The sequence below is a fragment of the Methylobacterium sp. D53M genome (genome assembly GCF_053345625.1).
In genome coordinates, this window is the sequence record NZ_JBKFAL010000012.1 from 148,983 (window position 1) to 175,137 (window position 26,155).

At 71.4% G+C, this 26,155-nt stretch carries 23 protein-coding genes; 14 read left to right on the forward strand and 9 right to left on the reverse strand.

What is annotated here, in order from left to right:
- Positions 1 to 94 precede the first annotated feature (94 nt).
- On the reverse strand, positions 95 to 1,939 hold the full coding sequence (locus tag ACLBYG_RS18030) for a hypothetical protein (protein WP_447682303.1): 1,845 nt from the start codon (positions 1,937 to 1,939) through the stop codon (positions 95 to 97).
- 962 nt (positions 1,940 to 2,901) lie between these two features.
- On the opposite strand from ACLBYG_RS18030, the gene ACLBYG_RS18035 reads away from it, so the two are divergent.
- Entirely contained in the window at positions 2,902 to 3,315 is a 414-nt protein-coding gene (locus ACLBYG_RS18035) for a hypothetical protein (RefSeq protein ID WP_447682304.1), read from the forward strand.
- A 212-nt stretch (positions 3,316 to 3,527) separates the two neighbouring features.
- On the opposite strand, the gene ACLBYG_RS18040 is transcribed toward ACLBYG_RS18035, so the two are convergent.
- On the reverse strand, positions 3,528 to 4,217 hold the full coding sequence (locus ACLBYG_RS18040; protein ID WP_447682305.1) for a TetR/AcrR family transcriptional regulator: 690 nt from the start codon (positions 4,215 to 4,217) through the stop codon (positions 3,528 to 3,530).
- A gap of 81 nt (positions 4,218 to 4,298) precedes the next feature.
- Between ACLBYG_RS18040 and ACLBYG_RS18045 the strand changes: the two genes are divergently transcribed.
- Positions 4,299 to 5,039, forward strand: coding sequence for an SDR family oxidoreductase (locus ACLBYG_RS18045; protein ID WP_447682306.1), 741 nt, complete (start codon positions 4,299 to 4,301; stop codon positions 5,037 to 5,039).
- Positions 5,040 to 5,197: 158 nt separating this feature from the next.
- Here ACLBYG_RS18045 and ACLBYG_RS18050 read toward each other — a convergent pair whose 3' ends face one another.
- Together ACLBYG_RS18050 and ACLBYG_RS18055 are read right to left on the reverse strand one after the other, a co-directional pair.
- Entirely contained in the window at positions 5,198 to 5,707 is a 510-nt protein-coding gene (locus ACLBYG_RS18050; RefSeq protein WP_042675022.1) for a lipocalin-like domain-containing protein, read from the reverse strand.
- Positions 5,708 to 5,880: 173 nt separating this feature from the next.
- Complete coding sequence (locus tag ACLBYG_RS18055) at positions 5,881 to 6,627, reverse strand: glucose 1-dehydrogenase (protein ID WP_447682307.1); 747 nt, start codon at positions 6,625 to 6,627, stop codon at positions 5,881 to 5,883.
- 106 nt (positions 6,628 to 6,733) lie between these two features.
- Between ACLBYG_RS18055 and ACLBYG_RS18060 the strand changes: the two genes are divergently transcribed.
- Positions 6,734 to 7,090: an ArsR/SmtB family transcription factor gene (locus tag ACLBYG_RS18060; RefSeq protein ID WP_020094821.1), complete on the forward strand. Its 357-nt coding sequence runs from the start codon at positions 6,734 to 6,736 to the stop codon at positions 7,088 to 7,090.
- Between the two features lie 108 nt (positions 7,091 to 7,198).
- Here the strand turns inward: ACLBYG_RS18060 and ACLBYG_RS18065 are convergent, their stop codons facing one another.
- Together ACLBYG_RS18065 and ACLBYG_RS18070 are read right to left on the reverse strand one after the other, a co-directional pair.
- A complete protein-coding gene (locus tag ACLBYG_RS18065; RefSeq protein ID WP_020094822.1) occupies positions 7,199 to 8,158 on the reverse strand; it encodes a UDP-glucuronic acid decarboxylase family protein in 960 nt (319 codons plus the stop codon).
- 18 nt (positions 8,159 to 8,176) lie between these two features.
- Positions 8,177 to 10,051, reverse strand: a complete 1,875-nt coding sequence (locus tag ACLBYG_RS18070; RefSeq protein WP_447682308.1) for a hypothetical protein — start codon at positions 10,049 to 10,051, stop codon at positions 8,177 to 8,179.
- Between the two features lie 541 nt (positions 10,052 to 10,592).
- On the opposite strand from ACLBYG_RS18070, the gene ACLBYG_RS18075 reads away from it, so the two are divergent.
- Together ACLBYG_RS18075 and ACLBYG_RS18080 are read left to right on the forward strand one after the other, a co-directional pair.
- Positions 10,593 to 11,081, forward strand: coding sequence for a PAS domain-containing protein (locus ACLBYG_RS18075; protein ID WP_447682309.1), 489 nt, complete (start codon positions 10,593 to 10,595; stop codon positions 11,079 to 11,081).
- 158 nt (positions 11,082 to 11,239) lie between these two features.
- Entirely contained in the window at positions 11,240 to 11,446 is a 207-nt protein-coding gene (locus tag ACLBYG_RS18080; RefSeq protein ID WP_020094825.1) for a hypothetical protein, read from the forward strand.
- Positions 11,447 to 11,565: 119 nt separating this feature from the next.
- On the opposite strand, the gene ACLBYG_RS18085 is transcribed toward ACLBYG_RS18080, so the two are convergent.
- Together ACLBYG_RS18085 and ACLBYG_RS18090 are read right to left on the reverse strand one after the other, a co-directional pair.
- Positions 11,566 to 11,934 carry a response regulator gene (locus ACLBYG_RS18085; protein WP_447682310.1) on the reverse strand — a complete coding sequence of 123 codons (369 nt, stop codon included), beginning with the start codon at positions 11,932 to 11,934 and terminating at the stop codon, positions 11,566 to 11,568.
- Between the two features lie 636 nt (positions 11,935 to 12,570).
- Positions 12,571 to 12,789 (reverse strand): DUF6894 family protein, encoded by a 219-nt coding sequence (locus tag ACLBYG_RS18090; protein WP_020094827.1) that lies wholly within the window; start codon positions 12,787 to 12,789, stop codon positions 12,571 to 12,573.
- Positions 12,790 to 13,059: 270 nt separating this feature from the next.
- Between ACLBYG_RS18090 and ACLBYG_RS18095 the strand changes: the two genes are divergently transcribed.
- On the forward strand, positions 13,060 to 13,257 hold the full coding sequence (locus ACLBYG_RS18095; protein WP_056530425.1) for a hypothetical protein: 198 nt from the start codon (positions 13,060 to 13,062) through the stop codon (positions 13,255 to 13,257).
- A 30-nt stretch (positions 13,258 to 13,287) separates the two neighbouring features.
- Here ACLBYG_RS18095 and ACLBYG_RS18100 read toward each other — a convergent pair whose 3' ends face one another.
- Positions 13,288 to 13,890 carry a TetR/AcrR family transcriptional regulator gene (locus ACLBYG_RS18100; RefSeq protein ID WP_020094829.1) on the reverse strand — a complete coding sequence of 201 codons (603 nt, stop codon included), beginning with the start codon at positions 13,888 to 13,890 and terminating at the stop codon, positions 13,288 to 13,290.
- A 172-nt stretch (positions 13,891 to 14,062) separates the two neighbouring features.
- On the opposite strand from ACLBYG_RS18100, the gene ACLBYG_RS18105 reads away from it, so the two are divergent.
- The 8 genes from ACLBYG_RS18105 to ACLBYG_RS18140 all read left to right on the forward strand — a co-directional run.
- The gene (locus ACLBYG_RS18105) at positions 14,063 to 15,232 is read left to right on the forward strand and encodes an isovaleryl-CoA dehydrogenase (protein ID WP_091681612.1); all 1,170 of its coding nucleotides are present in this window, start codon (positions 14,063 to 14,065) and stop codon (positions 15,230 to 15,232) included.
- Between the two features lie 16 nt (positions 15,233 to 15,248).
- Positions 15,249 to 16,856 carry a carboxyl transferase domain-containing protein gene (locus ACLBYG_RS18110; RefSeq protein WP_447682311.1) on the forward strand — a complete coding sequence of 536 codons (1,608 nt, stop codon included), beginning with the start codon at positions 15,249 to 15,251 and terminating at the stop codon, positions 16,854 to 16,856.
- Positions 16,857 to 16,866: 10 nt separating this feature from the next.
- Entirely contained in the window at positions 16,867 to 17,655 is a 789-nt protein-coding gene (locus ACLBYG_RS18115) for an enoyl-CoA hydratase-related protein (RefSeq protein ID WP_447682312.1), read from the forward strand.
- Between the two features lie 10 nt (positions 17,656 to 17,665).
- Entirely contained in the window at positions 17,666 to 19,684 is a 2,019-nt protein-coding gene (locus ACLBYG_RS18120; protein ID WP_447682313.1) for an acetyl/propionyl/methylcrotonyl-CoA carboxylase subunit alpha, read from the forward strand.
- Positions 19,681 to 20,595 carry a hydroxymethylglutaryl-CoA lyase gene (locus ACLBYG_RS18125; RefSeq protein ID WP_447682314.1) on the forward strand — a complete coding sequence of 305 codons (915 nt, stop codon included), beginning with the start codon at positions 19,681 to 19,683 and terminating at the stop codon, positions 20,593 to 20,595. Before ACLBYG_RS18120 ends, ACLBYG_RS18125 begins: the two co-directional genes overlap by 4 nt.
- A 64-nt stretch (positions 20,596 to 20,659) precedes the next feature.
- The gene (locus ACLBYG_RS18130; protein WP_447682315.1) at positions 20,660 to 22,354 is read left to right on the forward strand and encodes an AMP-binding protein; all 1,695 of its coding nucleotides are present in this window, start codon (positions 20,660 to 20,662) and stop codon (positions 22,352 to 22,354) included.
- Positions 22,355 to 22,511: 157 nt separating this feature from the next.
- The gene (locus tag ACLBYG_RS18135) at positions 22,512 to 24,665 is read left to right on the forward strand and encodes a PAS domain-containing sensor histidine kinase (protein WP_447682316.1); all 2,154 of its coding nucleotides are present in this window, start codon (positions 22,512 to 22,514) and stop codon (positions 24,663 to 24,665) included.
- Positions 24,666 to 24,947: 282 nt separating this feature from the next.
- Positions 24,948 to 26,155, forward strand: a 1,208-nt coding sequence (locus ACLBYG_RS18140; protein WP_447682317.1) for an acyl-CoA dehydrogenase family protein, incomplete at its 3' end; no start/stop codon positions are given.

Below are 26,155 nucleotides of genomic sequence, written 5' to 3' on the forward strand. Positions count from 1 at the left end.
CGTATCGGTTGTCGGCCCGGACGTCAGTGGGGACAGTTCGGTTCGGCCGGCAGCCCCGCGGAGGCTAGACCGCCGCGCGATGCGCGCGGGTCGTTCACGCGAGGCGGGACGGCGCGGCGGATCGGGCCGCGAGCGCCGTCAGGACCGTTCGCCCGTAGGCGGTGGTCGCGAGGCTCGCGCGGAGCTCGCGGTAGAGGTCGTCCCTCCCGAGGCGACAGTCGAGATCGGGGCGCGCCGCGAACCCGTCGAGTTCCTCGAGGATGAGCGCGGCGAAGTCGGCGGGCTCCAGCAGGCCCGCGGCGGCATCGAGGACGCCGCACTCCTCCAGGAATCCGCCACTCAGGGTGATCAGGCCATCCCTGTACCGGATCAGCGCGAAATAGACGCCGAACCGGATCATGGCCCGGTCGCGCCAGCCCGCCTCGGCGATGTAGGTCCTCATCATCGCGTCGGTGGAGTAGACCTCGTGCTCCCCGTCGCGCTGGGCGAGGTAGTCGCGGAAGACGTCGTGGGCCGTCGGATCGAGGTGGAGCAGCGCCTGCATGGCCGGTGCCAGCGCACCCTGATCGTCCTCGGGCCCCCAGATCTGGCGATACAGCTTCCTGGCCTCCACCACCCCCGGCTGGACCGCGAGATAAGTCATGAGGAGTGCGCGCAGCGCCGGAACCACGGCAACGCGCTCGCGGGCGATGCGCGCGAAGAAGGCTGATTCCGTCATCGCCCGCCCGCCGACCTCGAAGGTCAACGCGAGCACGTCACCCCGCAGGAGGCCCCCCAGATCCGCTCGGATCCGGCCGGTGAGCGCGTCCAGGGCTTCGGCGATGGCGGCGGCCGAGAACGCCGCGACGGTGACCACCGGCTGCGAGCGCGCCAGGAAGCGCCGGACCGCCGACGCGCTCGGGCCTGCCGACGGCCGGGATCGATAGCCGTCCTCCTCCGGGGTGATCGTCCGGGCGGGCGCCGCGTCGGCGCACCGAGCGCGCGGGATGTAGACGGAGTCGCTGAAGAAGCGGATCTCGACCCGCTCCGCATCCGCCACGTCGGCGAAGGCGGAGACGGCCTTCGCGCCGTCGTAGCGCGCGAAGGAGAAGACGGGCGAGCGCGTGCCGTCCAGGCCGATGCGCTGGAAGTCCGTAGTCCGATCCCAGAAATACCCCGACTTGATCCAGAACGCCCGCTCGTCGGGCTCCCAGGCCACCTCCGTGATCGCGCGCGGAGGCTCGGAGCCGGGCCGCGCGACGAGCGTCGCCGCGCGGGCGACGGGCCCGGTCGTCCAGAGTTCGACGGCCTGTCCGAGGCGGGGAGGGCCGGCGTCCCCCGTATCGGCCGCTGCCTCCGGTGGGCCCCCGCGCGCGGGATCGGAGTGCGGCGTGACGGCGTAGCGGCCGCTGGGGCTGAACCAGTAGGGCTTCACCGCGTCCGGCAGCGGGTCGTGGCGCAGCGTCGCGCCGGCCCGTTCGAGCCGACACAGCCCGTAGGCCGACCCGCCCGGCCCGCACCGGAAGCCGATGAAGGCCAGTCGCCCTCCGGGATCCTCGAACAGGTCGCCGTGAATGGTCAGGATGGTCGGCCCATCCGGGCGCGGCGGATAGGCTTCCTCGGGCGACAGGGACCCGACAGGGCCATCGGCATGCCAGACGAGCCCGCGCCCGTGCTGCAGGATCTCGAGATCCGACGCCCGCAGGACGACGATGTCGTCGAAGTACTGCTCGTCGTTCTTCGGTCCATGGCTCCGATAGACCGCGATCCGGTCGGCATCGCGGGTGACGAACAGCTTGTGATTGAAGGGTCCCTCGCCCGGCAGGCGGCGCCGCACGCGATCCCGGCCCGCCCGCCAGTCGATCAGGCAGAGTTCCCCGTCATCGGACAGGCAGACCAGCCCCGCAGCGCCGACCAGGGCGGCGGCCCGGATCGAGGCCTGCGGAAAAGGCAGGATCATGCGCCACCGCCCGCCGTCTTCGACGGCCGCGACCGTGTTGTATCGCTGCTCAGTGCCGGTGATCGCCAAACGGGGCATGCACGATCCTCGTCAGCGCCGGAACGTTCGGTCGACGGACACGCCGCCCTCCGGAGACGCCCGATGGCCGCGGAGAGGGGAGGGCGCTGTGACCCGCATCTCCCCGTACCTCGCACGGATCGAGGGGCGGGCGGTCGAGCCGGTCCTGCACCGTTGTCGAGATCCCGCCGACGCGTCCCGGACGCTTCCTAAAGACTTCATCCATCTCGCGCAGCGCGCCGACAGCATCCGTGCCGTCGGCTCCGGGTCCCGCCGGTGTTGCGCCGGAAGAGCACGGGGCTTGTCCATGTCTACCGCCCTCGTATGGTACCCCGCGCTGCAGCGAACGTCACGGCGCGGCGATGAGCTAGTCCTCTGGACAGGGCCACCGGCTCCGACGATGCCATCGGACAGGTTTGGGCACCGTGGCTCTGTTCTGCTGGCTGCGGTTCGCATGACAGAGGGAGCGCCACCGTGAGGCAACGCCGGCGCGCAGCCGTACGGCCGCAGGGCGCGTGTGACAGGAATGAGGACGGGTTCGGCGCATTCCCGGACGCGATCGTGACGGCTCTGGCGCTCCGCGCGACCGACGGCGGTCCCCGGATCGCCCGAGGCACACGCCTTCGACCATGCGGACAAGGGCTGGCGCTCGACCCGGCGTCGACGAAGACGGGCACATGTCGGGCGACGACAGGCCGCCCGACAGCGCCGGGGGCTTCCACGGCTTCCCGGCCTGGCACGCAGCATCATCGAGCACGCGCCACCGGCCGGATACACGCACGGAACAGAATTCACCCATCATGCAGCAAATCCATGGACGAAGCGTGAGGACATCGAAGGCCATGCGCCGTGAGATCACTTTTCTTACCGTGGCAATTCTAGGGTCTTGTATTGGAGTTCCTGCGATGGCGCAGGAGATGCGCTGGCAGAAGCGGGAAGGGGACGGTCGCGTCCATCTTGCCTACGAGATTCCGGACAGCGGCGCGCAGAGCCTCGCGCTCACCTGCGATACGCGGGGCGGACAGCTGAGTGTCGACTACTACGACGACAGAGACCGCGCTCGGGACGGCACCCGGGCCGAGGTCGAGTTCGCCTCGGAGGGCGGCACGCTCTCGCTGCCGATGCGGGCGAAACAGCTGGAACTCGACGACCAGATCGTGCTCCAGGCCACGACAACGTTGACGCAAGACTGGGTCCGGATCCTGTCCGGCAAGACCCTTCGCGTGACGCTCTCTGGCGACACGCAGCGGATCCCTCTGGCCGGCGCCCGGACCGGTCTCGCTGCCCTGGTCGCGGGCTGCAGCCGTCCTTCGCGATGACTTCGCGATGACGCCAGGCTCAAATCGTAGTATAAGTGCCGATCATAGGGAATTCGGCGCCGCATTCCATAATGTTTGTTATGCGAATATCGTTCAGCGGCTCGAAGCTTCTCATCGAAGACGGCATCGCCGACTTCCCGCCGGACGCCTGAGGACGCCGCGCGCCCTCCCCCAGACGATCGGGCCGCCGGCGGGCCGCGCGTGCCGAACCGTCACCGGAGCGGACGGTCGCCCTCACCCCCGACGCGCGCGTCCCACCCCGCCATCGTCAGCCGGGCGACGGCCTCGAGCTCCTCCCGGGTCGCGCCGTCGCGGGCCTGGAGCGACATGCCGTTCTGCACCGTGAGCACGAAGCGGGTGAGTGCGGCGACGTCGACGGCGGCGCCGATCTCGCCCGCCGCGACCGCGCGCGCGAGCCGCTCCGCGACCCGTCGGCGTCCCTCGGCGCGGGCCGCGCGCAGCAACGCGCCGAGGGACGCCTGTCCCTCGCTGCCGGCAGCCGAGAGCGTTACCATGCAGCCGAGCGGCTCGATGCGGCCGCAGGCGCCGGTGAGCGCGGCGGCCGAATCCATCAGGAGCGCTTCGACGGCCCCGCGCGCCGATGCGGCAGCGTCGAAGTTGGCCCAGACCATCCCGCCGTACCGGTCGCCGTAGTGGCGCAGCGCCTCGGCGTAGAGCGCCTCCTTCGAGCCGAACGCCGCGTAGAGGCTCGGCGACCCGATCCCCATGGCCGCGGTGAGATCCGAGATGGATGTCGCGGCGAAGCCGCGGCGCCAGAACAGCTGCATCGCCTGATCGAGCGCCGCCTCCCGGTCGAAGGCGCGGGGCCGGCCGCGACCGCGGGCGGGCGCGGCCCGGTCCCCTGCCTGGTCCCCTGCCTGGATCGAAGCGGATTTTTGCATCGATCGTTATATAAACCGCTTGACCCGGGCCGGCAACGCATCTAGCCATTTCTGTGTCGTTCATTACAGAAAGAGGCGGACGTGAGTGAGCTGGCAGGCAAGCGCGCCCTGGTGACGGGCGCATCACGCGGCATCGGTGCGGCCATCGCCCTGGCGCTCGCGGACCGGGGCGCGGACGTCGCCATCACGTACGAGCGGTCCGCCGAGCGGGCGGCCGAGATCGTCCGCGCCATCGAGGCGAAGGGCCGCCGCGGGCGCGCCATCCAGGCCGACAGCGCCGACGCCGCGGCGGTGAAGCGCTCGGTCGACGAGGCGGCCGAGAGCCTCGGCGGGCTCGACATCCTCGTCAACAACGCCGGCATCGCCCGCGGCGGCCCCGTCGCGGAGATGAGCCTCGCCGACATCGACGCCATCCTGGACGTCAACGTCCGCTCCGTCGTGCTGGCGTCGCAGGCGGCCATCCCGCACCTGGAGGAGGGCGGCCGGATCATCTCCATCGGCTCCTGTCTCGGGGAGCGGGTCCCGTTCCCCGGGGTGACGGTCTACTCCATGTCGAAATCCGCCCTGCTCTCGTTCACGCGGGGTCTGGCGCGCGAACTCGGGCCGCGCGCGGTCACGGTGAACCTCGTGCAGCCGGGATCGACCGACACCGACATGAACCCGTCCGACGGGGCACAGGCGGACATGCAGCGGGCGATGACCGCCCTCGGCCATTACGGGACGCCGGACGATATCGCGGCCGCGGTGGCCTTCCTGGCGAGCCCGGCCGCGCGCCAGATCACCGGCACCACCCTCACGGTCGACGGCGGCGCCAACGCCTGAACCTCCGCGGCGGCCCGCCGGACGCGGGCTCCGTCGCGTCGATCCGCCGATGGCCGCCCCGCCCCCGGCCGGGGCGGCCCACCTGCGCGGCCCTCCTGCGCGGCCCTCCTGCGCGGCCCTCCCGGGCCGAAGCCCCGGGTCGCGCGCACTGCTTCGGTTCAGCGGACGCGCTCCCACGTGATGGCGATCCGCGTGCCGTCCGGGCGCCGGAAGCTCTCGCTCAGCCGGTCCCCCTCGACGGTCAGGCGAAGCTGCTCGGTCGTGCGCACGTCGCCGACCCAGTTCGGGAAGGTCGAGCCCTCGACGCGGTTGCCGCTGAACGCGCCGTCGGCGTCCACCGTGTAGGTGCCGAAGAACCCGATGCTGCCGGCCATGGCCGCCCGGTTCTCCTCCGCTGTCCCCTGACCGCGCGCGCTCGAGGCGAACCGGGGAATGTCGGCGTCCGTGAGCACCTCGACGAAGTGCATGTCGCGCGTGAACACCAGCAGCCCGCTCGGGCGCGCGCCGTAGGCCGGCGCGTTGCGCCCCTCCGGATCGAGCCGAGCGGACACCATGCGCCACGTCCCCAGCACCTGGTTGGCGGGCTCGGCTCTGGCGGTCGATGCCGCCGCGAGCGCCGTCACGAGCGCCGCCGCGAGCACGGCCAGGCCCCATCTCGATCGGATCATCCCTCCCCTCCCCTTCTGCCCGCGGCAGGCACCGCGACCGACATGGACGGCGCGGCGCTCCACCCTAGCCGCCCCCGTGGACGAAGGCGCCATCGTCGTCGCGTCCTTGTCTCCGCGACGCTGCGCCGGCACGCGGTCGGGCACCGACACGCGCGCAGGCGCAGCGCCGTGGATCAGCGGATGCCGCCGCTGGCCGTGATGTTCTCGCCGGTGAGCCAGCGCGCGTCGTCAGAGGCGAGGAAGGCCACGACGGTGGCGATGTCGTCCGGCTCACCGGCCCGGCCGAGGGGCGTCTGCGCGACCATCCCGGCCTCCATCTCCGAGCCGGAGATGCCGGCCGCGTGCGTGCCCTCGGTCACCACGTAGCCCGGGCTGACGACGTTCACGCGGATCTTGCGCGGGGCCAGCTCGTTGGCGAGCACCCCCGATATGGCGTTCACCGCCCCCTTGGTCCCCGCGTAGACCGCCGCCGCCGGCGTGTGGACGTGCGTGATCGCCGAGGAGACGTTCACGATGCTCCCGCCCTCGCCGAGATGCTTCGCGGCCGCCCGCGTCGCCAGCAGGACGCCGAGCACGTTGACGTCGAACTGGCGGCGGTAGTGTTCCTCGGTGACCTCCTCGATCGCCGCGAACTCGTAGACGCCGGAATTGTTGACCAGCACGTCGAGCCGCCCGAACGCGCGGATCGCGGCCTCGATCACATCCTGCGCCTCGGACGCTCGGGACACGTCGCCCTGGGCCGCGATGGCCCGGCCGCCGGCGGACGTGATCGCGGCCACGACGGCGTCGGCCCCCGCCCTGCTGGACGCGTAGTTCACCACCACGGCGGCGCCGTCCCGCGCCAGCGCCTTGGCGATCCCCGCACCGATGCCCTTCGATGCCCCGGTCACGACGGCGACCTTGCCCGCAAGCTTCGACATGTGTCCTATCTCCGATATGGGCCGGCCGCGGGATGGCGGCCTGAGTCCCATAGTTCGGAACTTCGGAACTAACGGAGCGTCGTTCAAGACCCCATATGGACGAAAGATGAGACCGCTGTTTCACCCCGCCATCGAGGACGTGCGACCCGAGGCCATCCTGCACGCCCTCGCCGACCCGAGCCGCGCGGCCATCTTCGCCAGGATCATGCGGGCGGGATGCGTCGAGGCCTGCTCGGCCGTGTCGGCGCTCGGGGACCGCGTCATCCCGAAATCCTCGTTGTCCAACCACTTCAAGGTCCTGCGCGAGGCCGGGTTGATCCGCAGCGAGCGTCACGGCGTCGAGGTGCGCAACCATTCCCGCTGGGCCGAGGTGGAGGCGCGCTTTCCCGGCCTGCTGATGGGCATCATCAACGCCTACGCGGCGGAGGCCGGCCCCGCCGCAGAGGCTGCCGGACCGCGATAGGGGCCTGGCCCGGGTCGGCCGCCGCGGGCGCCCCGAGCGCGCACGGCCGCTCGCCCGGAGCGGCCGACGGTCGGTCAGGACCGATCCCGCCGAGACACGCGCGCCGGATCAGCGCGGCCCGATCGGCTCCGAGGCCAGCAGCGTCTCGAAATACGCGATTGTTCTCATGAGCCCGTCCCGCAACGGCACGGTCGGGCGCCAGTCGAGGAGTTGCGCGGCCAGGGCGATGTCGGGCCGCCTCTGGCGCGGGTCGTCCACCGGCAGCGGGGCGTGCACGAGCTTCGAGCGCGAGCCCGACAAGTCGACGACGAGTTCGGCGAGCTGCCGGATGGTGAACTCGTCCGAGTTTCCCAGATTGACGGGGCCGGTGATCTCGGCGTCGGTGGCCATCATCGCCTGCAGCCCCAGGACCAGGTCGTCGACGTAGCAGAACGAGCGGGTTTGATGCCCTTCGCCGAAGATCGTGATCGGCGCGCCGCGCAGGGCCTGGACGACGAAGTTGGAGACGACCCGGCCGTCGCTGGGATGCATGCGCGGGCCGTAGGTGTTGAAGATCCGCACCACCTTGATCGGGACGCGGTGCTGTCGGTGATAGTCGAAGAACAGGGTCTCGGCGCAGCGCTTGCCCTCGTCGTAGCAGGAGCGCGGGCCGAGGGGATTGACGTTCCCCCAGTAGCCCTCGGGCTGCGGGTGCACGAGCGGATCCCCGTAAACCTCCGAGGTCGAGGCCTGGAGGATCGGCACGCGGAGCCGTTTCGCCAGCCCCAGCATGTTGATCGCCCCCATGACGCTGGTCTTGGTCGTCTGGACCGGGTCGAACTGGTAGTGGATCGGGGATGCCGGGCAGGCGAGATTGTAGATCCGATCCACCTCGACGAAGAGCGGGTGCGTGACGTCGTGCCGTATGAGCTCGAAGCGCGGATTGTCGAACAGGTGGGCGATATTGCTCTTCCGGCCCGTGAAGAAGTTGTCGACGCAGAGCACCTCGTGGCCCTGCTCCAGCAGGCGCTCGCTGAGGTGCGAGCCGATGAAGCCGCCGCCGCCGGTGATCAGGATCCGATCGCTCATCCGTGATGCTCCCGGCGCTCAGAGCCTGGCCGCGTCGGTGGCGGCGCGGGTCCTGAAGAGGGTGAGCCGTCTCAGCCAGTGCGGGCGCGCGGCGCGCCGCTTCGGCAGGTTCCGCTCGACGAAGCTGGCGAACTCTTCGAGGTCGAGATCGAAATCCTCGCGCTCCCGGCTGCCGGGGACATGCAGGGCGTTGGTCGAGGTGTCGAGGTCCGTCACCCGCTCGGCGGGAAAGTAGTGACAGGCCGACACGTTCTCGCGAAAGATCTCGGTGTCGTAGATGCGCAGATCGTCCTTCCCGCTGAGCACGGATCGGCTCGATATGACGCATCCGGGTGCGTTGGCGACCCACTTATACTTGGCGAGCCCGGCCCCGAAATGCGTCACGAACAGGTCGGTGTGGAGCGCGGCCACGAGGCTCGCCCCCATTGAGCAGGGCACGAGCGGCATCAACTCCACGTTGGAGACATCGGCGACCCGTGCGCGGAGCGCCCCGATCAGGTCGAGTTCCTTCCGAACGATGGACGGCACGGTCCCCTCCGCGGGCACGAGGCTCTCGCAGTAGCTCTCGACGTAGCCGCCCGCAGTGCCCGCGAGCGTGTTGTGCCCGTCGACGATGACGAGGAATCTCTCGCCGCGCCGCCGGCCGAGGCGTCGGATCAGCGCCACGTAGCCGTCGAGCTGCCGGACCCACTGGCGGTTCTCCAGGCGCAGCCCGATCAGGACGATCGTGGCCCGGCGCGCCGCGTCCGTCAGGCGGGCATCGAGCGCGGGTTCCGCGCTCCGCGCCAGGGCCGCGAGACGATCGGCCAATCGCTGGCTCACGCGGTAGGACCGGAAGGGCAGGAAGGTCGCCGCGCCGGCGACGGCAGCCTGCAGCAGGGGCAGCGGGCCTTCGATCCCGCGATACACCTGCCCGGCGAGCTCCGGGAAGACGGCGTCGACCGGAGAGATCGGCTCGTTGCAGCTCGCGAACAGGAACACCGCCGGCGCGCGACCGAGCGACAGCACGTCGTCGACCGCGGCCAGCTCGTTCCAGATGGCGTGACTGATGTGCGCGTGCTCGAAGACCACCCCGACGCGCGTCGACCGCGCCGCGCCGTCGATCAGCGCCGGCAGGAGGTACTGCCGCCACAACCGGACCTGCACCAGGGTCGCGGCGTCGAACCCGACGCTTCCCAGGTTCGGCCGGGCGTAGGCCGTGTTCGCGCGAACGTCCAGCAGGGCCGATGCGAGGCGCGAGTTCTTGCCGATCAGCGTGCACAGCGTCTCGTTCCTGTCCGCCGCGTAGCCGACAAAGCGGAAGCCCGGCATGGGCAGGTAGATCGAGAAGCGCAGATCGCCGCCGTCCGGATGGGCCGTCTCCTGGCCGCCGCGCGCGACGATCGCCTTCGTCACCAGTTCGGGCAGGTGGGGCGGAGCCCCCGCCGGTGCGGCGTTGAGGCGTGCCAGCGCCGCGTGCATCGCCTGCGCCCGCGGATCGGAACCGCCGCCCGTGACGACTCGGACAGCGTGCTCCGGGTTCGCGGCAGCCGCGCGCGCGAGGGCTTCGATCAGGAGGTGGAGATCCTCGATCATGGCCCGCGTGTTCGACGCGTCGCCGTCGTCGGTGTGGAGCGCCTCGGCCTGCCAGTCGAGCGGGCCGGCGCCGTCCCACGGCGCGGCGAGGAAGTCCGCAGCGCAGGACGCCAGCGGTGTGCCGTCCGGGTTCAGGAATCGGAACGCGCGCGCGTCGTTCGGACCCAGGAGCGCGACCACTATGACGCGCCCGCCGAGATCGATCAGACCCAGGACATCCCAGTCGGGCTCCGTCGGGGCAGGCGCGACGAGCCGACCATCGCAACTCGCGACCGCCTCGCCCGATCGTTGCAGCCTGCGGGTGTGGCGGATGATCATGGGCGCCCGTCCTCGATAGCTCCGTCCGGGTTTGTCGAAGTTCGGGCGTTGCCACAAGGAGGCCCGTGGGCGCGCCCCCGGAACAGGCCGATCCGATCGGATGCGCCCGACGCGCCCGCAGCGGACCCGCGTCCCGTCGACGGGGTGAAGGCTGCTAGGCGGCCCGCGATCACCTGTCCCGCCGACATAGCAGAGCGGGATGCCGCGGCGCGCTTCGATCGTTGACGGCGCTGTCGGGTCGCCGGGAGCACTGACACATTGTTGCGGCGGCGCCGAGGAGTTCTTGCCGCGCGTCGCGCCGATCCTGGCCGACACGATCTGCTGCAGAGAGTTGTATATCTGCGGGTCACACCGATACTAGAAGTTGCCAAATTTCCGGCGCGGGCGGTATGATACTGGTACCGAATATCGATTTTGGTATATCGCTACCAGATATCGGGTTTGTGCGAACCGATTTGTGCCGGAGGAGGCCAGGCTTTTGCAGACTACGGCTGATCTTGCATTGCGCGCGGCCGGCTATGTCGGCGCCTGGACAGCGGACGTGTCGGCGGGACAATCCCTCCTCGACGAGGGGACGGCGGCGCTGCTCGCCGGGGATGCGACCTTGGCCGGGCGCCCGCTGCCCATCGAGATCGCCCTTCGATGCACCCATCCGGACGATCGCGACTGGGTCTTCGCGCGCATCGCCCGGGTGCGCCAGACCGGCGGCCCCGTCTCGGCCGAGTACCGCGTCCTCACGGACGGCGGCGAGGTTCGATGGGTTCTCGACCGTGGCAGCCTCACGCCCGATCCGGCGGGACGGATGCGCGGTCGCGGCATCATCATCGACACCACGGACAGCCACCGCGGCCCCTTCCTTCCGAGCGCGGCGGGCGATCTGCCGGCGGACGACCCGATGGTCCTCGCGGTCGATCACCTCCTGCAGGCGCGCGCGGCGATCGTCGCGATGGGCCACCAGCGGCTGCAACAGGTGTCGGATCTGGCGCTGTTCGAGGTCGGGCGAGCGCTGGCGCGGCGCGCTCGGGCGTAGCCGGACGGTCCTGCCCGCGGGACGCCGGCGCGGATCTCCCCGGATTGCCACGGACGCGAGTCAGTGTTCGAGGGCGTGCGCCGGAGCACGGTCGGCGGCCTCGGCCCGTGAGAGCTTACCGACAGGCCGAGAGATCAGTATTCCCGGTGGAGGCTCCGATGGCTGATGCTGCGATCCGCGAGACGATACACCTCGACGAAGGCGACGTGATCGTCCTGCTCCCCGGCAACCTGTCCCCGGCCAGCATCGGCCTGCTCCAGGCCAAGCTCGACGGTTTGGCCGCGGACCTGAACGCGCGGTGCCTGGAGGAAAGCCGCGCTTCCCTCTCGGGATTGGCCGGGCTGGCCGCCTTCCTCGCGAGCTGAGGCGGCCCAGACAGCGCAGCACGGGCCGTTCTCGACCGTGCTGCGACGGCTGGAAGACAGGTGTCGCCGGTCGAGACAGCCGCGACATGCCCCCTCGCCCGACCCGGTCGGGAGCGGCCCTAGTGCAGGTGCAGGGCCTTGAGCGCCTGGCGCACCAGTTTCTCCCCGCAGGGCTTGGCGATGAAATGGGCCTCCTCGGGCAGCGCGGTCGCCTCGCGCGGATCGCAGCCCGAGCAGACGATGATCCGGGTCTCCGGCCAGCGTGCCCGAACGGCGTGCGCGAGCGCGCGGCCGTCCATCGTGCCGGGCATGTTGATGTCGGTGTAGAGCAGGACGGCCCCGTCACATGCCTCCAGATGCTGGAGCGCGCCCTGGGCGTGTTCCGCCTCCAGCACCTCGAACCCCAACGCCGTCAGCATGTCGGCCGCGACGAGGCGGCTGAACTCTTCGTCCTCGGCGAGGACGGCGATGGGGCGAGGTCCTGACATGCAGCGGCAACTGCATCGCCGGGTCGCCTGTTTCAGCGTGGCCGGGGATTTTCCGACGCCTGCGACCCTTTCGACAGATCCGGCTCGCCGGCGGCGCTGTCGACCTCCCGACCGCGCACGCGGCGCACGAGGCCAACCCTGCGCGACCCCAGCCGGACGCTTCGGTCACCGATACGGCAAGTCATCGCCGCGCTTGCGGGGCTTCCGGGCGCCGTCGCCGAGATCAGCGTGCGCCGCCGCAGCCTCGTCCTCGACCGATGCGGCACGCGCCTCCGGTGTCACGCCGACCTGTCCAGGCGAATACCTCACTCAGCCGGCCCCGCGGCCGCCGAAATGGATGCCTCGTCTGCGAGAGACTTCATGTCCGGAAGTCGCCCATCGGTCCGGGCGCCCCTGTCGACGTAGAAGCGGCCGCGTCCTGTAGGGCGAAACCTGACTTATGATGCTTGCAACGGTTTGCTACGGCTGATGGTTACTGCTCGCGAAAAGCGTGGAGAGCTCGATGTACGCCTCGGTGCTGGGTGGTCCGGAGATAGCGGTCGAGCCTCCGGGTGCCGGTCCGCCGCCTGAGGCGATCACCCTCCGCGAACACATCCGCCTGATCCTGCGCAAGCTCCCGCGCCCCGCGCCCAGCGCTCAGTACAGCTGAAGGGAACGAAGCACGACACCGTCGGTGGTGTGGATCTCCACGCACCAGCGCTCGTCCGGATCGGGCAACTCGCCCCGCGCGTGCATCTCGGCGATCAGCTGCGTCGCCTCGGCCACGGCGATCTCGATCGAGTTTGCCAGCACGCCCTCCTCGTCCTCGATGACCTCGTCCGGCCCCCTCAGGCGGAAATGGTACCGCTCTACCATGTCGCTCCTGCTCACGCCGTCGGCACGGCATGCCGACCGCGCGAGGGTAGCATCGAATGGCCGGATAAAGCCAAGCTGGCATGCCAAGTCGGGGCCGATCGTGGCGAGATCCGCCCTGGGCGGCGCAGGTTCCCGCCTGTGATCTGCGAGGATGTCGGGGGCAAGGCCGGTGCGCGCCGACGCAGGTTGTTGCGCCGGTCAAGCTCTTAACGCGTCAGGCCTTTTCGCGGCGCATTGTGCGGGCATGTGCCATTGCCCGACGAGTTCGCCATGCATTTCGAGATCCGCGCGACCGACACCCGTCTGTGGACCTGGGTCCTCCTCGATGCGACGCAGATGCCGGTCCTGACCTCGGACCGCACCTTCCCCTCGGAAGCCCAGGCCTCGGCGGCGGCGCTGGCCTTCGCCAAGCTCGTCACGCGGGCCGGCAGGACCCTCACCGCCGCACCGCCGGGCGGCCTGATCTGAGGCGACCGCCGTTCCCCGGCGCGACGGGGTCTATGGCTGACGCCTGACGCAACCCCGCAGCGCCATGTCGGTGTGCAGGGCGACGATCTCCGCCTTGGTCATCCGGCCGTCGGGCCGGTACCACGTGCAGGCGCTGGTGAGCATCCCGAGGATCGCGTAGCCGGCGACCCGCGCATCCCGGACGTCCAGCTCCCCCGCCTCCGATCCCCGCTCGAGCAGCGCGACCAACCGGTCTTCGTAGGCCCGGCGCAGGGCGACGATCGCCGCGTAATGCGGCGGGTCGAGCGAGCGCAGCTCGAAATTCGCGATGAAGACCTCCTGCTTCTTCTCGAGATGGTACGTGACGTGGTGCGCCACGAAGGCGCGGAGACGGTCCGTCGGGGTGCCGGTCGCCGTCGCCAGCGCCGCGTCGGTCCGCGCCAGCAGCGTCTCCATGTGGTCGCGGACGATGTCGAACAGCAGATCCTGCTTGCTGCGGATGTGGTTGTAGAGCGAGGCCGCCTGGATCCCGACCTCGGCGGCCAGGGCGCGCAGGGTCATCGCCTCGTAGCCGTGGCGATAGATGAGCCGAAGCCCGGCCCGGCGGATGGCGGCGGCCGTGCGCGGCCCGTTCGATCCGGCTGTGCGACCCACGAAGACACTCCGAAGACAGTTCAGAGCGCAACAGACACCGGGGAATGCTCACGCCGGCCCCCGCTATAGGCTAACGAACAACCGTTCGTAAATCGCCTTGCCAGCATCGCTTAACGAACGTACGTTCGTTTCAGAGAGGCGAATGCCCGATTCTCAGGCGAGGAGACGCGCGATGCCCATCGGCCTGCAGGATTTCGACTTCGGCCTGGGCGAGACGGCCGACGCCCTGCGCGCCGAGGTGGAGCGCTTCGCGCGCGCCGAGATCGCCCCCCGCGCGGCGGCGATCGATGCCAGCAACGCGTTTCCCGCGGATCTCTGGCGCAAGCTCGGCGCCCTCGGCGTTCTGGGCGTCACCGTCGAGGAGACCTATGGCGGCGCCGGCATGGGCTACCTCGAGCACGCCGTGGCCATGGAGGAGATCAGCCGGGCCTCGGCCTCGGTCGGGCTGTCCTACGGCGCGCATTCCAACCTCTGCGTGAACCAGATCCGCCGCAACGGCACCGAGGCGCAGAAGCGACGCTACCTGCCGAAGCTGATCGCGGGCGAGCATGTCGGCGCGCTCGCGATGTCCGAGCCGGGCTCCGGCAGCGACGTCGTCTCTATGCGGCTGCGGGCCGACAGGCGCGGCGACCGCTACGTCCTGAACGGCACCAAGATGTGGATCACCAACGGTCCCGACGCCGACGTCCTGGTGGTCTACGCCAAGACGGATCCCGAGGCCGGTCCGCGGGGGATCACGGCGTTCCTGGTCGAGAAGGATTTTCCCGGCTTCTCCACCGCGCAGAAGCTCGACAAGCTCGGCATGCGCGGCTCGAACACCTGCGAGCTGCTGTTCCGGGACTGCGAGATACCGGAGGAGAACGTCCTGGGCGCGGTCGGGCGCGGCGTCGGCGTGCTGATGTCGGGCCTCGACTACGAGCGCGCCGTGCTGGCCGCCGGGCCGCTCGGCATCATGCGCGCCTGCCTCGACGTCGTGCTGCCCTACCTCCACGAGCGCCGGCAGTTCGGTCGGCCGATCGGCGAGTTCCAGCTCATGCAGGGCAAGATCGCCGACATGTACACGGCGACGAACGCCGCCCGGGCCTACGTCTACGCGGTGGCGCGGGCCTGCGACCGCGGGCGGGCGACGCGCCGGGACGCCGCGGGCGCGATCCTGTTCGCGGCCGAGCGCGCGACCGCGGTGGCCCTCGACGCGATCCAGGCGCTCGGCGGCAACGGCTACATCAACGACTATCCGACCGGCCGCCTGCTGCGCGACGCCAAGCTCTACGAGATCGGCGCCGGCACGAGCGAGATCCGGCGGATGCTGATCGGCCGCGAATTGTTCGCCGAGACGGCCTGAGCGGAGTGCGGGCCCCATGCCGGTGATCGAATCCGCCCTGGATCCGCGCGCGCCCGAGGCCCGCGCCAATGCCGAGGCCATGCGCGCCCTGGTGGCGGACCTGCGCGCGACCGCCGACCGCGTCCGGCTCGGCGGCGGGGAGGCCGCGCGGGAGCGCCATCGCGCCCGCGGCAAGCTCCTGCCCCGGGACCGGATCCGGGCGCTGATCGACCCGTTCTCGCCCTTCCTGGAAATCGGCCAGCTCGCCGGGCACGGCCTCTACGGCGGCGAGGTCCCCTCGGCCGGGATCGTCACCGGCATCGGCCGCGTCGCGGGGCGCGAGTGCGTGATCGTCGCCAACGACGCGACCGTGAAGGGCGGCACCTACTTCCCGATGACGGTGCAGAAGCACCTCCGGGCGCAGGAGATCGCGCAGCAGAACCGGCTGCCCTGCCTCTACCTCGTCGACAGCGGCGGCGCGCATCTGCCCAGCCAGGACGAGGTCTTCCCGGGCCGGGACCATTTCGGCCGCATCTTCTACAACCAGGCGACGATGTCAGCGCAGGGCATCGCCCAGATCGCCGTGGTGATGGGCTCCTGCACCGCCGGCGGCGCCTACGTGCCGGCGCTGTGCGACGAGTCGATCATCGTCCGCGGCCAGGGCACGATCTTCCTCGGCGGGCCGCCGCTGGTGAAGGCCGCGACCGGCGAGGTGGTCAGCGCCGAGGAACTCGGGGGCGCCGACGTGCACGCCCGGATCTCGGGCGTGACCGACCACATGGCGGAGACCGACGCGCACGCCCTCGGCATCGCCCGCCGCATCGTGGCCAACCTGAACGCGGTGAAGCGCCCCGCGCTCGCGCCGCGGCAGCCCGAGCCGCCGCGCTACGCCGCCGAGGAGATCTACGCGGCGGTGCCGGCCGACCGCCGGACGCCCTACGACGTGCGCGAGGTCATCGCCCGGCTGGTGGACGGCAGCGACTTCGACGAGTTCAAGCGCCTCTACGGCCAGACCCTGGTCTGCGGCTTCGCCCATATCTGGGGCTACCCGGTGGGGATCGTCGCCAACAACGGCATCCTGTTCTCGGAGAGTGCCCTGAAGGGCGCCCACTTCGTCGAGCTCTGCGCCCAGCGCGGCGTGCCCCTGGTGTTCCTCCAGAACATCACCGGCTTCATGGTCGGCCGGCGCTACGAGGCCGGCGGCATTGCCAAGGACGGGGCCAAGATGGTCACCGCCGTCGCGACCGCGGCGGTGCCGAAATTCACCGTCCTGATCGGCGGCAGCTTCGGGGCCGGCAATTACGGCATGTGCGGGCGGGCCTACGGGCCGCGCTTCCTCTGGATGTGGCCGAACGCGAGGATCGGCGTGATGGGCGGCGAGCAGGCCGCCTCGGTCCTGGCCACGGTCCGGCGCGACGGCGTCGAGGGCCGCGGCGGCACGTGGTCGGCGGAGGACGAGGCGGCGTTCAAGGCGCCGATCCGGGCGCAGTACGAGGAGCAGGGCCACCCCTACTATTCCAGCGCCCGGCTCTGGGACGACGGGGTGATCGACCCGGCCGACACGCGCCGCGTCCTGGCGCTCGGTCTCTCGGCGAGCCTCAACGCGCCGATTCCCGAGACCCGCTTCGGCCTGTTCCGGATGTAGGAGGCGCGGGATGAGCGGCACCTTGCTGGAGACGGTCGACGAGCGCGGGGTCGCCACCCTGACGCTCAACCGTCCGGAGCAGCACAACGCCTTCGACGACGGCCTGATCGCCGCCCTCACCGCGTCCCTGCACCGGCTGGGCGCCGCCGCCGGGATCCGGGCGGTCGTCCTGGCGGGCGCGGGCCAGAGCTTCTCGGCGGGCGCCGACCTCGCCTGGATGCGCCGGATCGCCGGCCAGTCCTTCGACAGCAACCTCGCCGACGCCGCCGGGCTCGCGGGGCTGATGCACAGTCTCGACCGGCTGCCGAAGCCGACGCTCGCCCTCGTGCACGGGGCGGCCTACGGCGGCGGCGTCGGGCTCGCCGCCTGCTGCGACGTCGCCCTCGCGGCCGAGAGCGCGCGGTTCTGCCTGAGCGAGGTGCGGCTCGGCCTGATCCCGGCGACGATCGGCCCCTACGTGGTCAACGCGATCGGCCCGCGCTGGGCCCGGCGCCTGTTCCAGACCGCGGAGGTCTTCTCCGCCGAGCGCGCCCGGGCGATCGGCCTCGTGCACGAGGTGGTGCCCGACGACCGGCTGGAGGCGGCCGGCGCGGAGGTGCTCCGCGACATCCTCCGGGGCGCCCCGGGCGCGCAGGCCGAGGCCAAGGACCTCGTCTTCCTGTGCGAGGGGCGGCCGGTGGACGCCGACCTGGCGCGCGAGACGGGCCGGCGCATCGCCCGGCGCCGGGCCTCGGACGAGGGGCAGGCGGGCATCGCCGCCTTCCTCGACAAGCGCTTAGCCCCGTGGCGGCGGGACTGAGGGGGCGGCCATGTTCGGCAAGATCCTCATCGCCAACCGCGGGGAGATCGCCTGCCGGGTGATCGCCACCGCCCGGCGCCTCGGCATCGGCACGGTCGCGGTCTATTCGGAGGCGGATGCCGGCGCCCGCCACACCCGGATGGCCGACGAGGCGTGGCCGATCGGGCCCGCCCCGGCGCGCGAGAGCTACCTCGTGGCCGAGCGGATCCTCGACGTCGCCCGGCGCGCCGGGGCGGAGGCGATCCATCCGGGCTACGGCTTCCTGTCGGAGAACGCGGACTTCGCCGGCGCCTGCGCCGGGGCCGGCCTCGTGTTCGTCGGCCCGCCCCCGGCGGCGATCCGCGCCATGGGCGCCAAGGCCGAGGCCAAGGCGCTGATGGAGCGCGCCGGGGTCCCGCTGGTGCCGGGCTATCACGGCGCAGCGCAGGATGTCCCGGCGCTGAAGGAGGCGGCCGCCCGGATCGGCTACCCGGTGCTGATCAAGGCCTCGGCCGGCGGCGGCGGCAAGGGCATGCGCGTCGTCGAGGCCGCCGCGGCGTTCGAGGCCGCGCTGACCGGCGCGCAGCGCGAGGCGCGGGCCTCCTTCGGCGACGACCGGGTGCTGATCGAGGCGTACCTGACCCGCCCCCGGCACATCGAGATCCAGGTCTTCGCCGACAGCCACGGCAACACCGTCTCGCTGTTCGAGCGCGACTGCTCGATCCAGCGCCGCCACCAGAAGGTGATCGAGGAGGCGCCGGCCCCGGGGATGGATCCGGTCCGGCGCGCGCGGATGGGCGAGGCCGCGGTCGCGGCGGCGCGGGCGGTCGGCTATGTCGGCGCCGGCACGGTGGAGTTCATCGCCGAGGGCGAGACCTTCTACTTCATGGAGATGAACACCCGGCTCCAGGTCGAGCATCCGGTGACCGAGATGGTCACCGGCCTCGACCTGGTGGAGTGGCAGCTGCGCGTGGCCGCGGGCGAGCGGCTGCCGCTCGGCGCCCCGGATCTGGCCCTGCGCGGCCACGCGATCGAGGCGCGGGTCTACGCCGAGGATCCGGCGCGCGATTTCCTGCCGGCGGTCGGCACCCTCGCCCACCTGCGCCAGCCGGAGGCGGTGCCGGGGCGGGTGCGGGTCGAGACCGGCATCGTGCAGGGCGACCGGATCACCCCGGATTACGACCCGATGATCGCCAAGCTGGTCGTCTGGGGCGAGGACCGGGCGGCCGCGATCCGGCAGCTCGCGGCCGCGCTCGCCGCCTACGAGGTGGTCGGCGTGACGACCAATCTGGATCTCCTGCGCGCCGTCGCTGGCCACCCCGCCTACCGCGCGGCCGACCTCGACACCGGCTTCATCGCCCGCCACGCCGACGACCTGCTGGCGCCGCTTGCGACCGGTGCGGTCGATCCCGCGCTCTGGGCCGCCGCCGCCCTGACCGTCCTGCGCGACCGGCGCGCGGCCGTCGCGGCGCAGGCGCGGGCGAGCGGCGACCCGTGGTCGCCCTGGGCCGATCCGGATGCGTGGCGGATGAACGGGGCGGGCTACCAGGACCTGCAGTTCCGCCACGGCGACGCGCCGCCCGTCACCCTGCGGGCATGCCCACTCCCCGACGGCAGCGCCCGCCTCGACCTGCCGGGCGGCACCGTCCTGGCGGCGCTCGCCGAGGACACCGAGGGCGAGCGGCTGATGCTGGACGGCGTCTGGCGCCGGCTGCGCGCGGTCCGCCGCGGCGCGGAGCTGACGGTGATCGTCGGCGGCCGGAACGCGACGCTGGTCCACGTCGATCCCCTCGCCCCGCCCCGGACCGAGGCGTCCGGCAGCGACCGGGTGACGGCGCCCGTGCCGGGCCGCCTGACCCAGCTCTGGGTGCGGCCCGGCGATGCCGTGGAGAAGGGCGCGCCGCTCGCGGTGATCGAGGCGATGAAGATGGAGATCACTCTCCGCGCGCCGCAGGCCGGCACCGTCGCCGAGACCCGCCACGCCGTCGACGACATGGTCGAGGAGGGCACCGAGATCGTCACCTTCGCGGCGGAGGAGCGGCCCGCATGAGCTATCCGGCCCGGGTGCAGGTGGTCGAGGTCGGGCCGCGCGACGGGCTCCAGAACGAGCCCGCGCCGGTGCCGATCGCCGCCAGGGTGGCGCTGATCGAGGCCCTGGCCGAGGCCGGGCTGACCCGCATCGAGGCCGGCAGCTTCGTGTCGCCCCGATGGGTGCCGCAGATGGCGGACACCGCGGAGGTTCTGGCGCGGCTGCGCCCCCGGCCCGAGGTCGGCTATTCCGTGCTGGTCCCGAACCTGCAGGGCCTGGAGCGGGCCCTCGCCTCCGGCGTCCGGGAGGTCGCGGTGTTCGCCGCCGCCTCCGAGAGCTTCTCCCGGCGCAACGTCAACGGCTCGATCGCCGAGACCCTCGACCGCTTCGCCCCGGTGCTGGAGGCCGCGCGCGCGAACGACCTGCGGGTGCGGGGCTACGTCTCCTGCGTCCTGGGCTGCCCCTACGAGGGCGACGTCGCGCCGGCGGCGGTCGCCCGCGTCGCCGCGTCCCTCCACGCGATGGGCTGCCACGAGATCGCCCTCGGCGACACGATCGGGACCGGGACGCCGCGCGCGGCCCGGCGGCTGGTCGAGCGGGTGGCCGCCGACGTGCCGCTGCAGGCGATCGCCCTGCACTTCCACGACACCTACGGGCAGGCCCTGGCCAACATCCTCGCCTGCCTCGAACTCGGCGTGTCGGCCGTGGACGCCGCGGTGGCGGGCCTCGGGGGCTGCCCCTACGCGCCGGGGGCCGCCGGCAACGTCGCCACCGAGGACGTCGTTTACATGCTGCGCGGCATGGGCATCGAGACCGGGATCGATCTCGATGCCCTCGCCGCGGCCGGGCGGTCGATCGCGTCCCAGCTCGGCCGGGAGCCGGCCTCGAAGGTCGCCCGCGCGCTGGCCGCCGCGCCGCCGCCGACACCCTGATCGAAGGGCGGCCTCGGACAGCGCCGCGGCGGCGCGCGCGTTCGGAGGAACGAGGGAGGACGACATGAGCGACCGGGCGGTGAGCTATGTCCACGGGGCGATCGGCGAGCCCCTGCTCGGCCTGACCATCGGCCAGGCCCTGGATCGCGCCGCCGCGGCGTGGCCGGATCACCTGGCGCTGGTCGCGCACGCCCAGGGCGTCCGATGGACCTGGCGCGAGCTGAGGGACCAAGCCGACGCCTTCGCGGCCGGCCTGCTCGCCCTCGGCCTCCGGCCCGGCGACCGCATCGGGATCTGGTCGCTCAACCGCGCCGAGTGGGTGCTGACCCAGTTCGCCGCCGCCCGTGCGGGGCTGATCCTGGTGACGATCAACCCGGCCTACCGGCTGTCGGAGCTGGAATTCGCGCTCAACAATGTCGGCTGCACCGCCCTGGTGACGGCGACGGCGTTCAAGACCAGCGACTATCTCGGGATGCTCAACACCCTGGCCCCCGAACTCGCGGCCTCCGAGCCGGGCCGGCTGTCCGCCGCCCGCCTGCCGCACCTGCGCACGGTGATCCAGATCGGCGGACCGCCGGCCCCGGGGACGGTCCCGTTCGACGCGGTCGCGGCCCGGGGCGACGCGGCCGGCACCGGCGCCCTGCGCGACCTCGCCGACGCGATGCAGTTCGACGACGCGGCCAACATCCAGTTCACCAGCGGCACGACGGGCGCCCCGAAGGGCGTCACGCTGACCCACCACAACATCCTCAACAACGGCCACTTCGTCGGCCGCGCGATGCGGCTGACCGCCGAGGATCGGATCTGCATCCCGGTGCCGCTCTACCATTGCTTCGGCATGGTGATGGGCAATCTCGCGGCCCTGACCCACGGTTGCGCCATGGTATTTCCGGGCGAGGGCTTCGACCCGCGCGCGACGCTGGAGACCGTGCAGGCCGAGCGCTGCACCGCGCTCTACGGCGTGCCGACCATGTTCATCGCCGAGCTCGACCATCCCGAGTTCGCGCGCTTCGATCTCCGCTCCCTGCGGACCGGGATCATGGCGGGCGCGCCGTGCCCGATCGCGGTGATGCGCCGGGTCGTGGAGCAGATGCACATGCGCGACGTCACCATCGCGTACGGCATGACCGAGACCAGCCCGGTGAGCTTCCAGAGCTCGAGCGACGACCCGCTGGAGCGGCGCGTCACGACCGTCGGCCGGATCCACCCGCATCTCGAGGTCAAGATCGTGGATCCCGAGGGGCGCGTGACGCCGCGGGGCGCCCGCGGCGAGCTGTGCACGCGCGGCTACTCGGTCATGCTCGGCTACTGGGGCGACGCCGCGCGGACCGCGGAGGTCCTCGACGACGCCGGATGGATGCACACCGGCGACCTCGCGACGCTGGATGCGGAGGGCTACTGCAACATCGTCGGCCGGATCAAAGACATGGTCATACGCGGCGGCGAGAACATCTATCCGCGCGAGATCGAGGAGTTCCTCTTCCGGCATCCGCAGATCCAGGATGTCCAGGTCTTCGGGGTCTCCGACCCGAAATACGGGGAGGAGCTGTGCGCCTGGATCAGGCTGCGCGACGGCGAGACCCTGTCGGAGCCGGCGGTGCGCGCGTTCTGCGCGGAGCAGATCGCGCATCAGAAGATCCCGAAATACATCCAGTTCGTCGACGCCTTCCCGATGACGGTCTCCGGAAAGATCCAGAAATTCGTGATGCGTCGGTGCGTGGAGGAGCAGCTGGGCCTCGCGCGATCCGAGACGGCCTGAGCCGGTCTCCGCGAATGCTATCATCGCCCGGCGGAACGAAGATTTCGTCGTCCGATCGGGCTTGAACGTTGCTGCGCGCGCCGCGAGCGGACATGCTGGCGCGCGACATCACCGGGGCGGCGTATCAGTGTCGGCATGGCCACAGGGCGACGGCGAGATGGCCGCGCGCATCCGCGACTTCGGCTGGGAGCGGACGCAGCTGGGGCCGGCCGCCCGCTGGCCGGAGCGCCTCAAGGTGATGATCGAGCAGGTGCTCGCCAGCCCGCTGGTCGCGTCCCTCGTCTGCGGGCCCGAGCGCCTCCTGATCTACAACGACGCCGCCGCCCGGCTCTACGGCGCCCGGCACCCTGAGGGTCTCGGCCGGCCGCTCGCGCGCACGTTCCCGGAGGGGTGGGCGACGGTCGCGGACTTCTACGCGCGCGCCTTCGCGGGCGAGGCCGTGCAGGTGGCCGGGCAGCCGCTGGACACCCGCGGCGAGGGCGCCGCGGAGGACGTCTTCGACGCGCTCCTCGTGCCCGTGCGCGACGCCGACGGGAAGGTCATGGCCGTCCACATGACCGGCTTCGAGATCGGTGAGCGCCTGCGCGCCGAGGCCAAGCTGCGCACGAGCGAGGCCCGGTACCGCCACCTCTTCGACGCCATCGACGAGGGCTTCTGCACCATCGAGGTCCTGCTCGACGCGGCCGGGCGGGCGGTCGATTACCGCTTCCTGTCCGTGAACGCGGCCTTCGAGCAGCAGACCGGGCTCCGCGACGCGGTCGGCCGGACGGTCCGGGCGCTGGCGCCCGACCTCGAGCCGCACTGGTTCGAGACCTACGGCCGGATCGTCCGAACCGGCAAGGCGGAACGTTTCGAGGACCGCGCCGACGCGCTCGGGCGCTGGTACGAGGTCTACGCCTTCCCCATCGGGGCGCCGGAACGGCGGCAGGTGGCGGTCCTGTTCAAGGACATCCTCCAGCGCAAGCGCGCCGAGGATCGGCTGCGCGCGAGCGAGGAGCGATTCCGCGCCCTCGTCACGGCCAGCTCGGACGTGATCTACCGCATGAGCCCGGACTGGAGCGAGCTGCGGGTCCTGGAGGGCCGCGGCTTCCTGGCCGACACCGTCACCCCGAACGACGACTGGCTGAGCGCCTACATCGATCCGGCCGACCAGCCGCGCCTGCGCGAGGCCATCCAGCGGGCGATCCGATCCAAGACGATGTTCGAGCTGGAGCACCCCGTCCGGCAGGCGGACGGGAGCCTGGGCTGGGCGCTGTCCCGGGCCGTGCCGCTGCTCGACGATGACGGCGAGATCCGCGAATGGTTCGGCGCCGCCAGCGACGTGACCGCGCGCAAGCGGGTGGAGGACGATCTGCGCGCGAGCGAGGAGCGTTTCCGCGGGCTGGTCGAGGGGTTCGGTCAGTTCAGCTGGGAGGCCTCGGCCGAGGGCCTCATCGAGGTCGACAGCCCAGGCTGGCGCGCGTTCACCGGGCAGCGCCCGGACGAGTGGCTCGGGCGCGGCTGGATCCACGCGATCCACGCGGACGACCGGGCGCTCACGGAAGCGAAGTGGCGGCAGGCCGTCGCGACGCGGACGGCGGTCGATCACGAGTATCGCCTGTGGCACGCCCCGAGCGCGTCCTGGCGGTGGTCGAACGTCCGCGCGGTGCCGATCACGAACCCCGACGGGTCGATCCGCAAGTGGTCGGGGGTGAACATCGACGTCACGGACCACCACAGGCTGCTGGCGCGCCAGGAAGTGCTGATCAACGAGCTGCAGCACCGCACGCGCAATCTCCTCGGCGTCGTCAGCGCCGTGGCGGGCAAGACACTGCGGCAGGGCAGTTCGGTCGAGGCGTTCGAGGCGCGGCTGCAGGCGCTCAGCCGCGCGCAGGGCCTGCTCAGCCAGTACGGCAGCGACTCGGTCGAGGTGGGCGCGCTGGTGCGCGCCGAGCTGGCCGCCTACGTCGACGGCGCGACCGACCGCATGACCGTCGCCGGCCCCGAGGTGCATCTGACCGCGCGACAGGTGCAGAACTTCGCCCTCGCCGTCCACGAGCTGACGACCAACGCGGTCAAGCACGGGGTGCTCAAGACCGGGACCGGCCATCTCAGCGTCACCTGGGAGATCGTGCGCGACCGGCGCGAGCGCCGCCGACTGGCCCTGTGCTGGATCGAGAGCGGCCTGCCCGCGCAGGCGGCGCGCGTCACCCGCCGCGGCTACGGGACCGAGTTGATCCAGGAGGCGCTGGCATATGCCCTGGGCGCCACGGTCGAGTACGCGCTGGACCGCGACGGCGTGCGCTGCCGCATCGAGATGCCGGTGTCCTAGGTTGCGCGAAGGCCGCGATGCGCGCGCGATCCGTCAACGTTGGTCAGCGGCTTCCGCGAACACGAGACCGTCCACCCGAAGCATTCAAGCATCATCATCGCGGATCCAGCGCGAGAAAATTCAACGACAACCGTTACAGCGCGATCTACCGCGTCCCGACGGGCAGATAATATCGTCTGACGGCGCCCCAGTTACGATCGTAACCAAAAACTCTTCCGACAGACACGAAAGCGGTCGATCACCGAACTTACTATCCATCTCGGACAGTCATGAGGTCTGAGAATGAACGGTGTCGCCCCCTCGATCCGCCCTGCCGCGCGAGCCGGAGATCCGGACGCGGCGTTTCTCGCGACCGTCGCGGCGCTTCGGCCCCTCATCGCGGAGCACCGGTCGGCCCTCGCTGTCGGCCCGGACCTGCCGGAGCCGGTCGCAGAGGCGCTCATCGACGCCGGTCTCGCGCAGCTCTGGCTTCCGCGGGGCCTGGGCGGTCCTGAAGCGCATCCGCTGAGCGTCCTGGCGGCGATCGAAGCTCTGGCGGAACTCGACGGTTCGGTCGCCTGGTGCGCCGCGATCTCGTCCGGGGGCGCGTCACGCTTCGCCGACCTGATCGACGCGGACGTGATGCGTTCGCTCATCCCTGCCGGCAGGAAGTTCGCGGGCAGCGGGAGCGGCCAGCCGACGGGAACAGCGGTTCGCCATGGATCCGGCTGGCGGATCAACGGACGCTGGTCCTGGGCGAGCTTCTGCCGCTACAGTTCCGTGTCCGCATTGATGTGTGTGGAGATCGAGGGCGAGCGGCCGAAGCTCGACGAGAACGGGCGGCCGTCGCTGCGCGGCGTCTTCATCGCCTCGAAGGATGTCGAGGTCGTCGGCAACTGGAATGCCGGGGGGCTCCGGGCCAGCGGGAGTCACGACGTCGCGTGCACCGACATCTGGGTGCCGAACGCGCAGACCATCGACGGCGCGAGCCTCATGATGCCTCGCGACAGAAAGCCCCTCTACATGCTGCCCATGGCATCGGCGGCCGCGATCGCCGCCATCGGTGTTCCGCTCGGGATCGCCCGGGCCTCGATCGACGCGTTCATCGATCTCGCGCAGACGAAGACGCCGCATGGCGGCAAGGTGCCCCTGAGACTTCGCGAGGATGTCCAGGTCGCGATCGCGCGTGCCGAGACGAGCCTCGGTGCCGCGCGCGCCTTCGCCCGGGACACGGTCTCCGAATTCTGGTGGGAAGCCGAGAACGGCCGTCCGATAACGCTCGCGTGGCAGGCCAAGCTTCGGCGGGCCTGCTGGTACGCGGGCCATGTCGGGAAGCAGGTGGTCACGAGCATGTACGAGGCGGCCGGCAGTTCCGCCGTCCTCGAAGACCTGCCGTTCGCGCGCCAGCTCCGCGATGTCTACGCGGCCTGCCAGCACATGCATTATCAGGACCGGTTGCTCGTGCCGACCGGCCGCATCCTTCTGGGCCTCGAAGCCGACGCGCCGTTCAT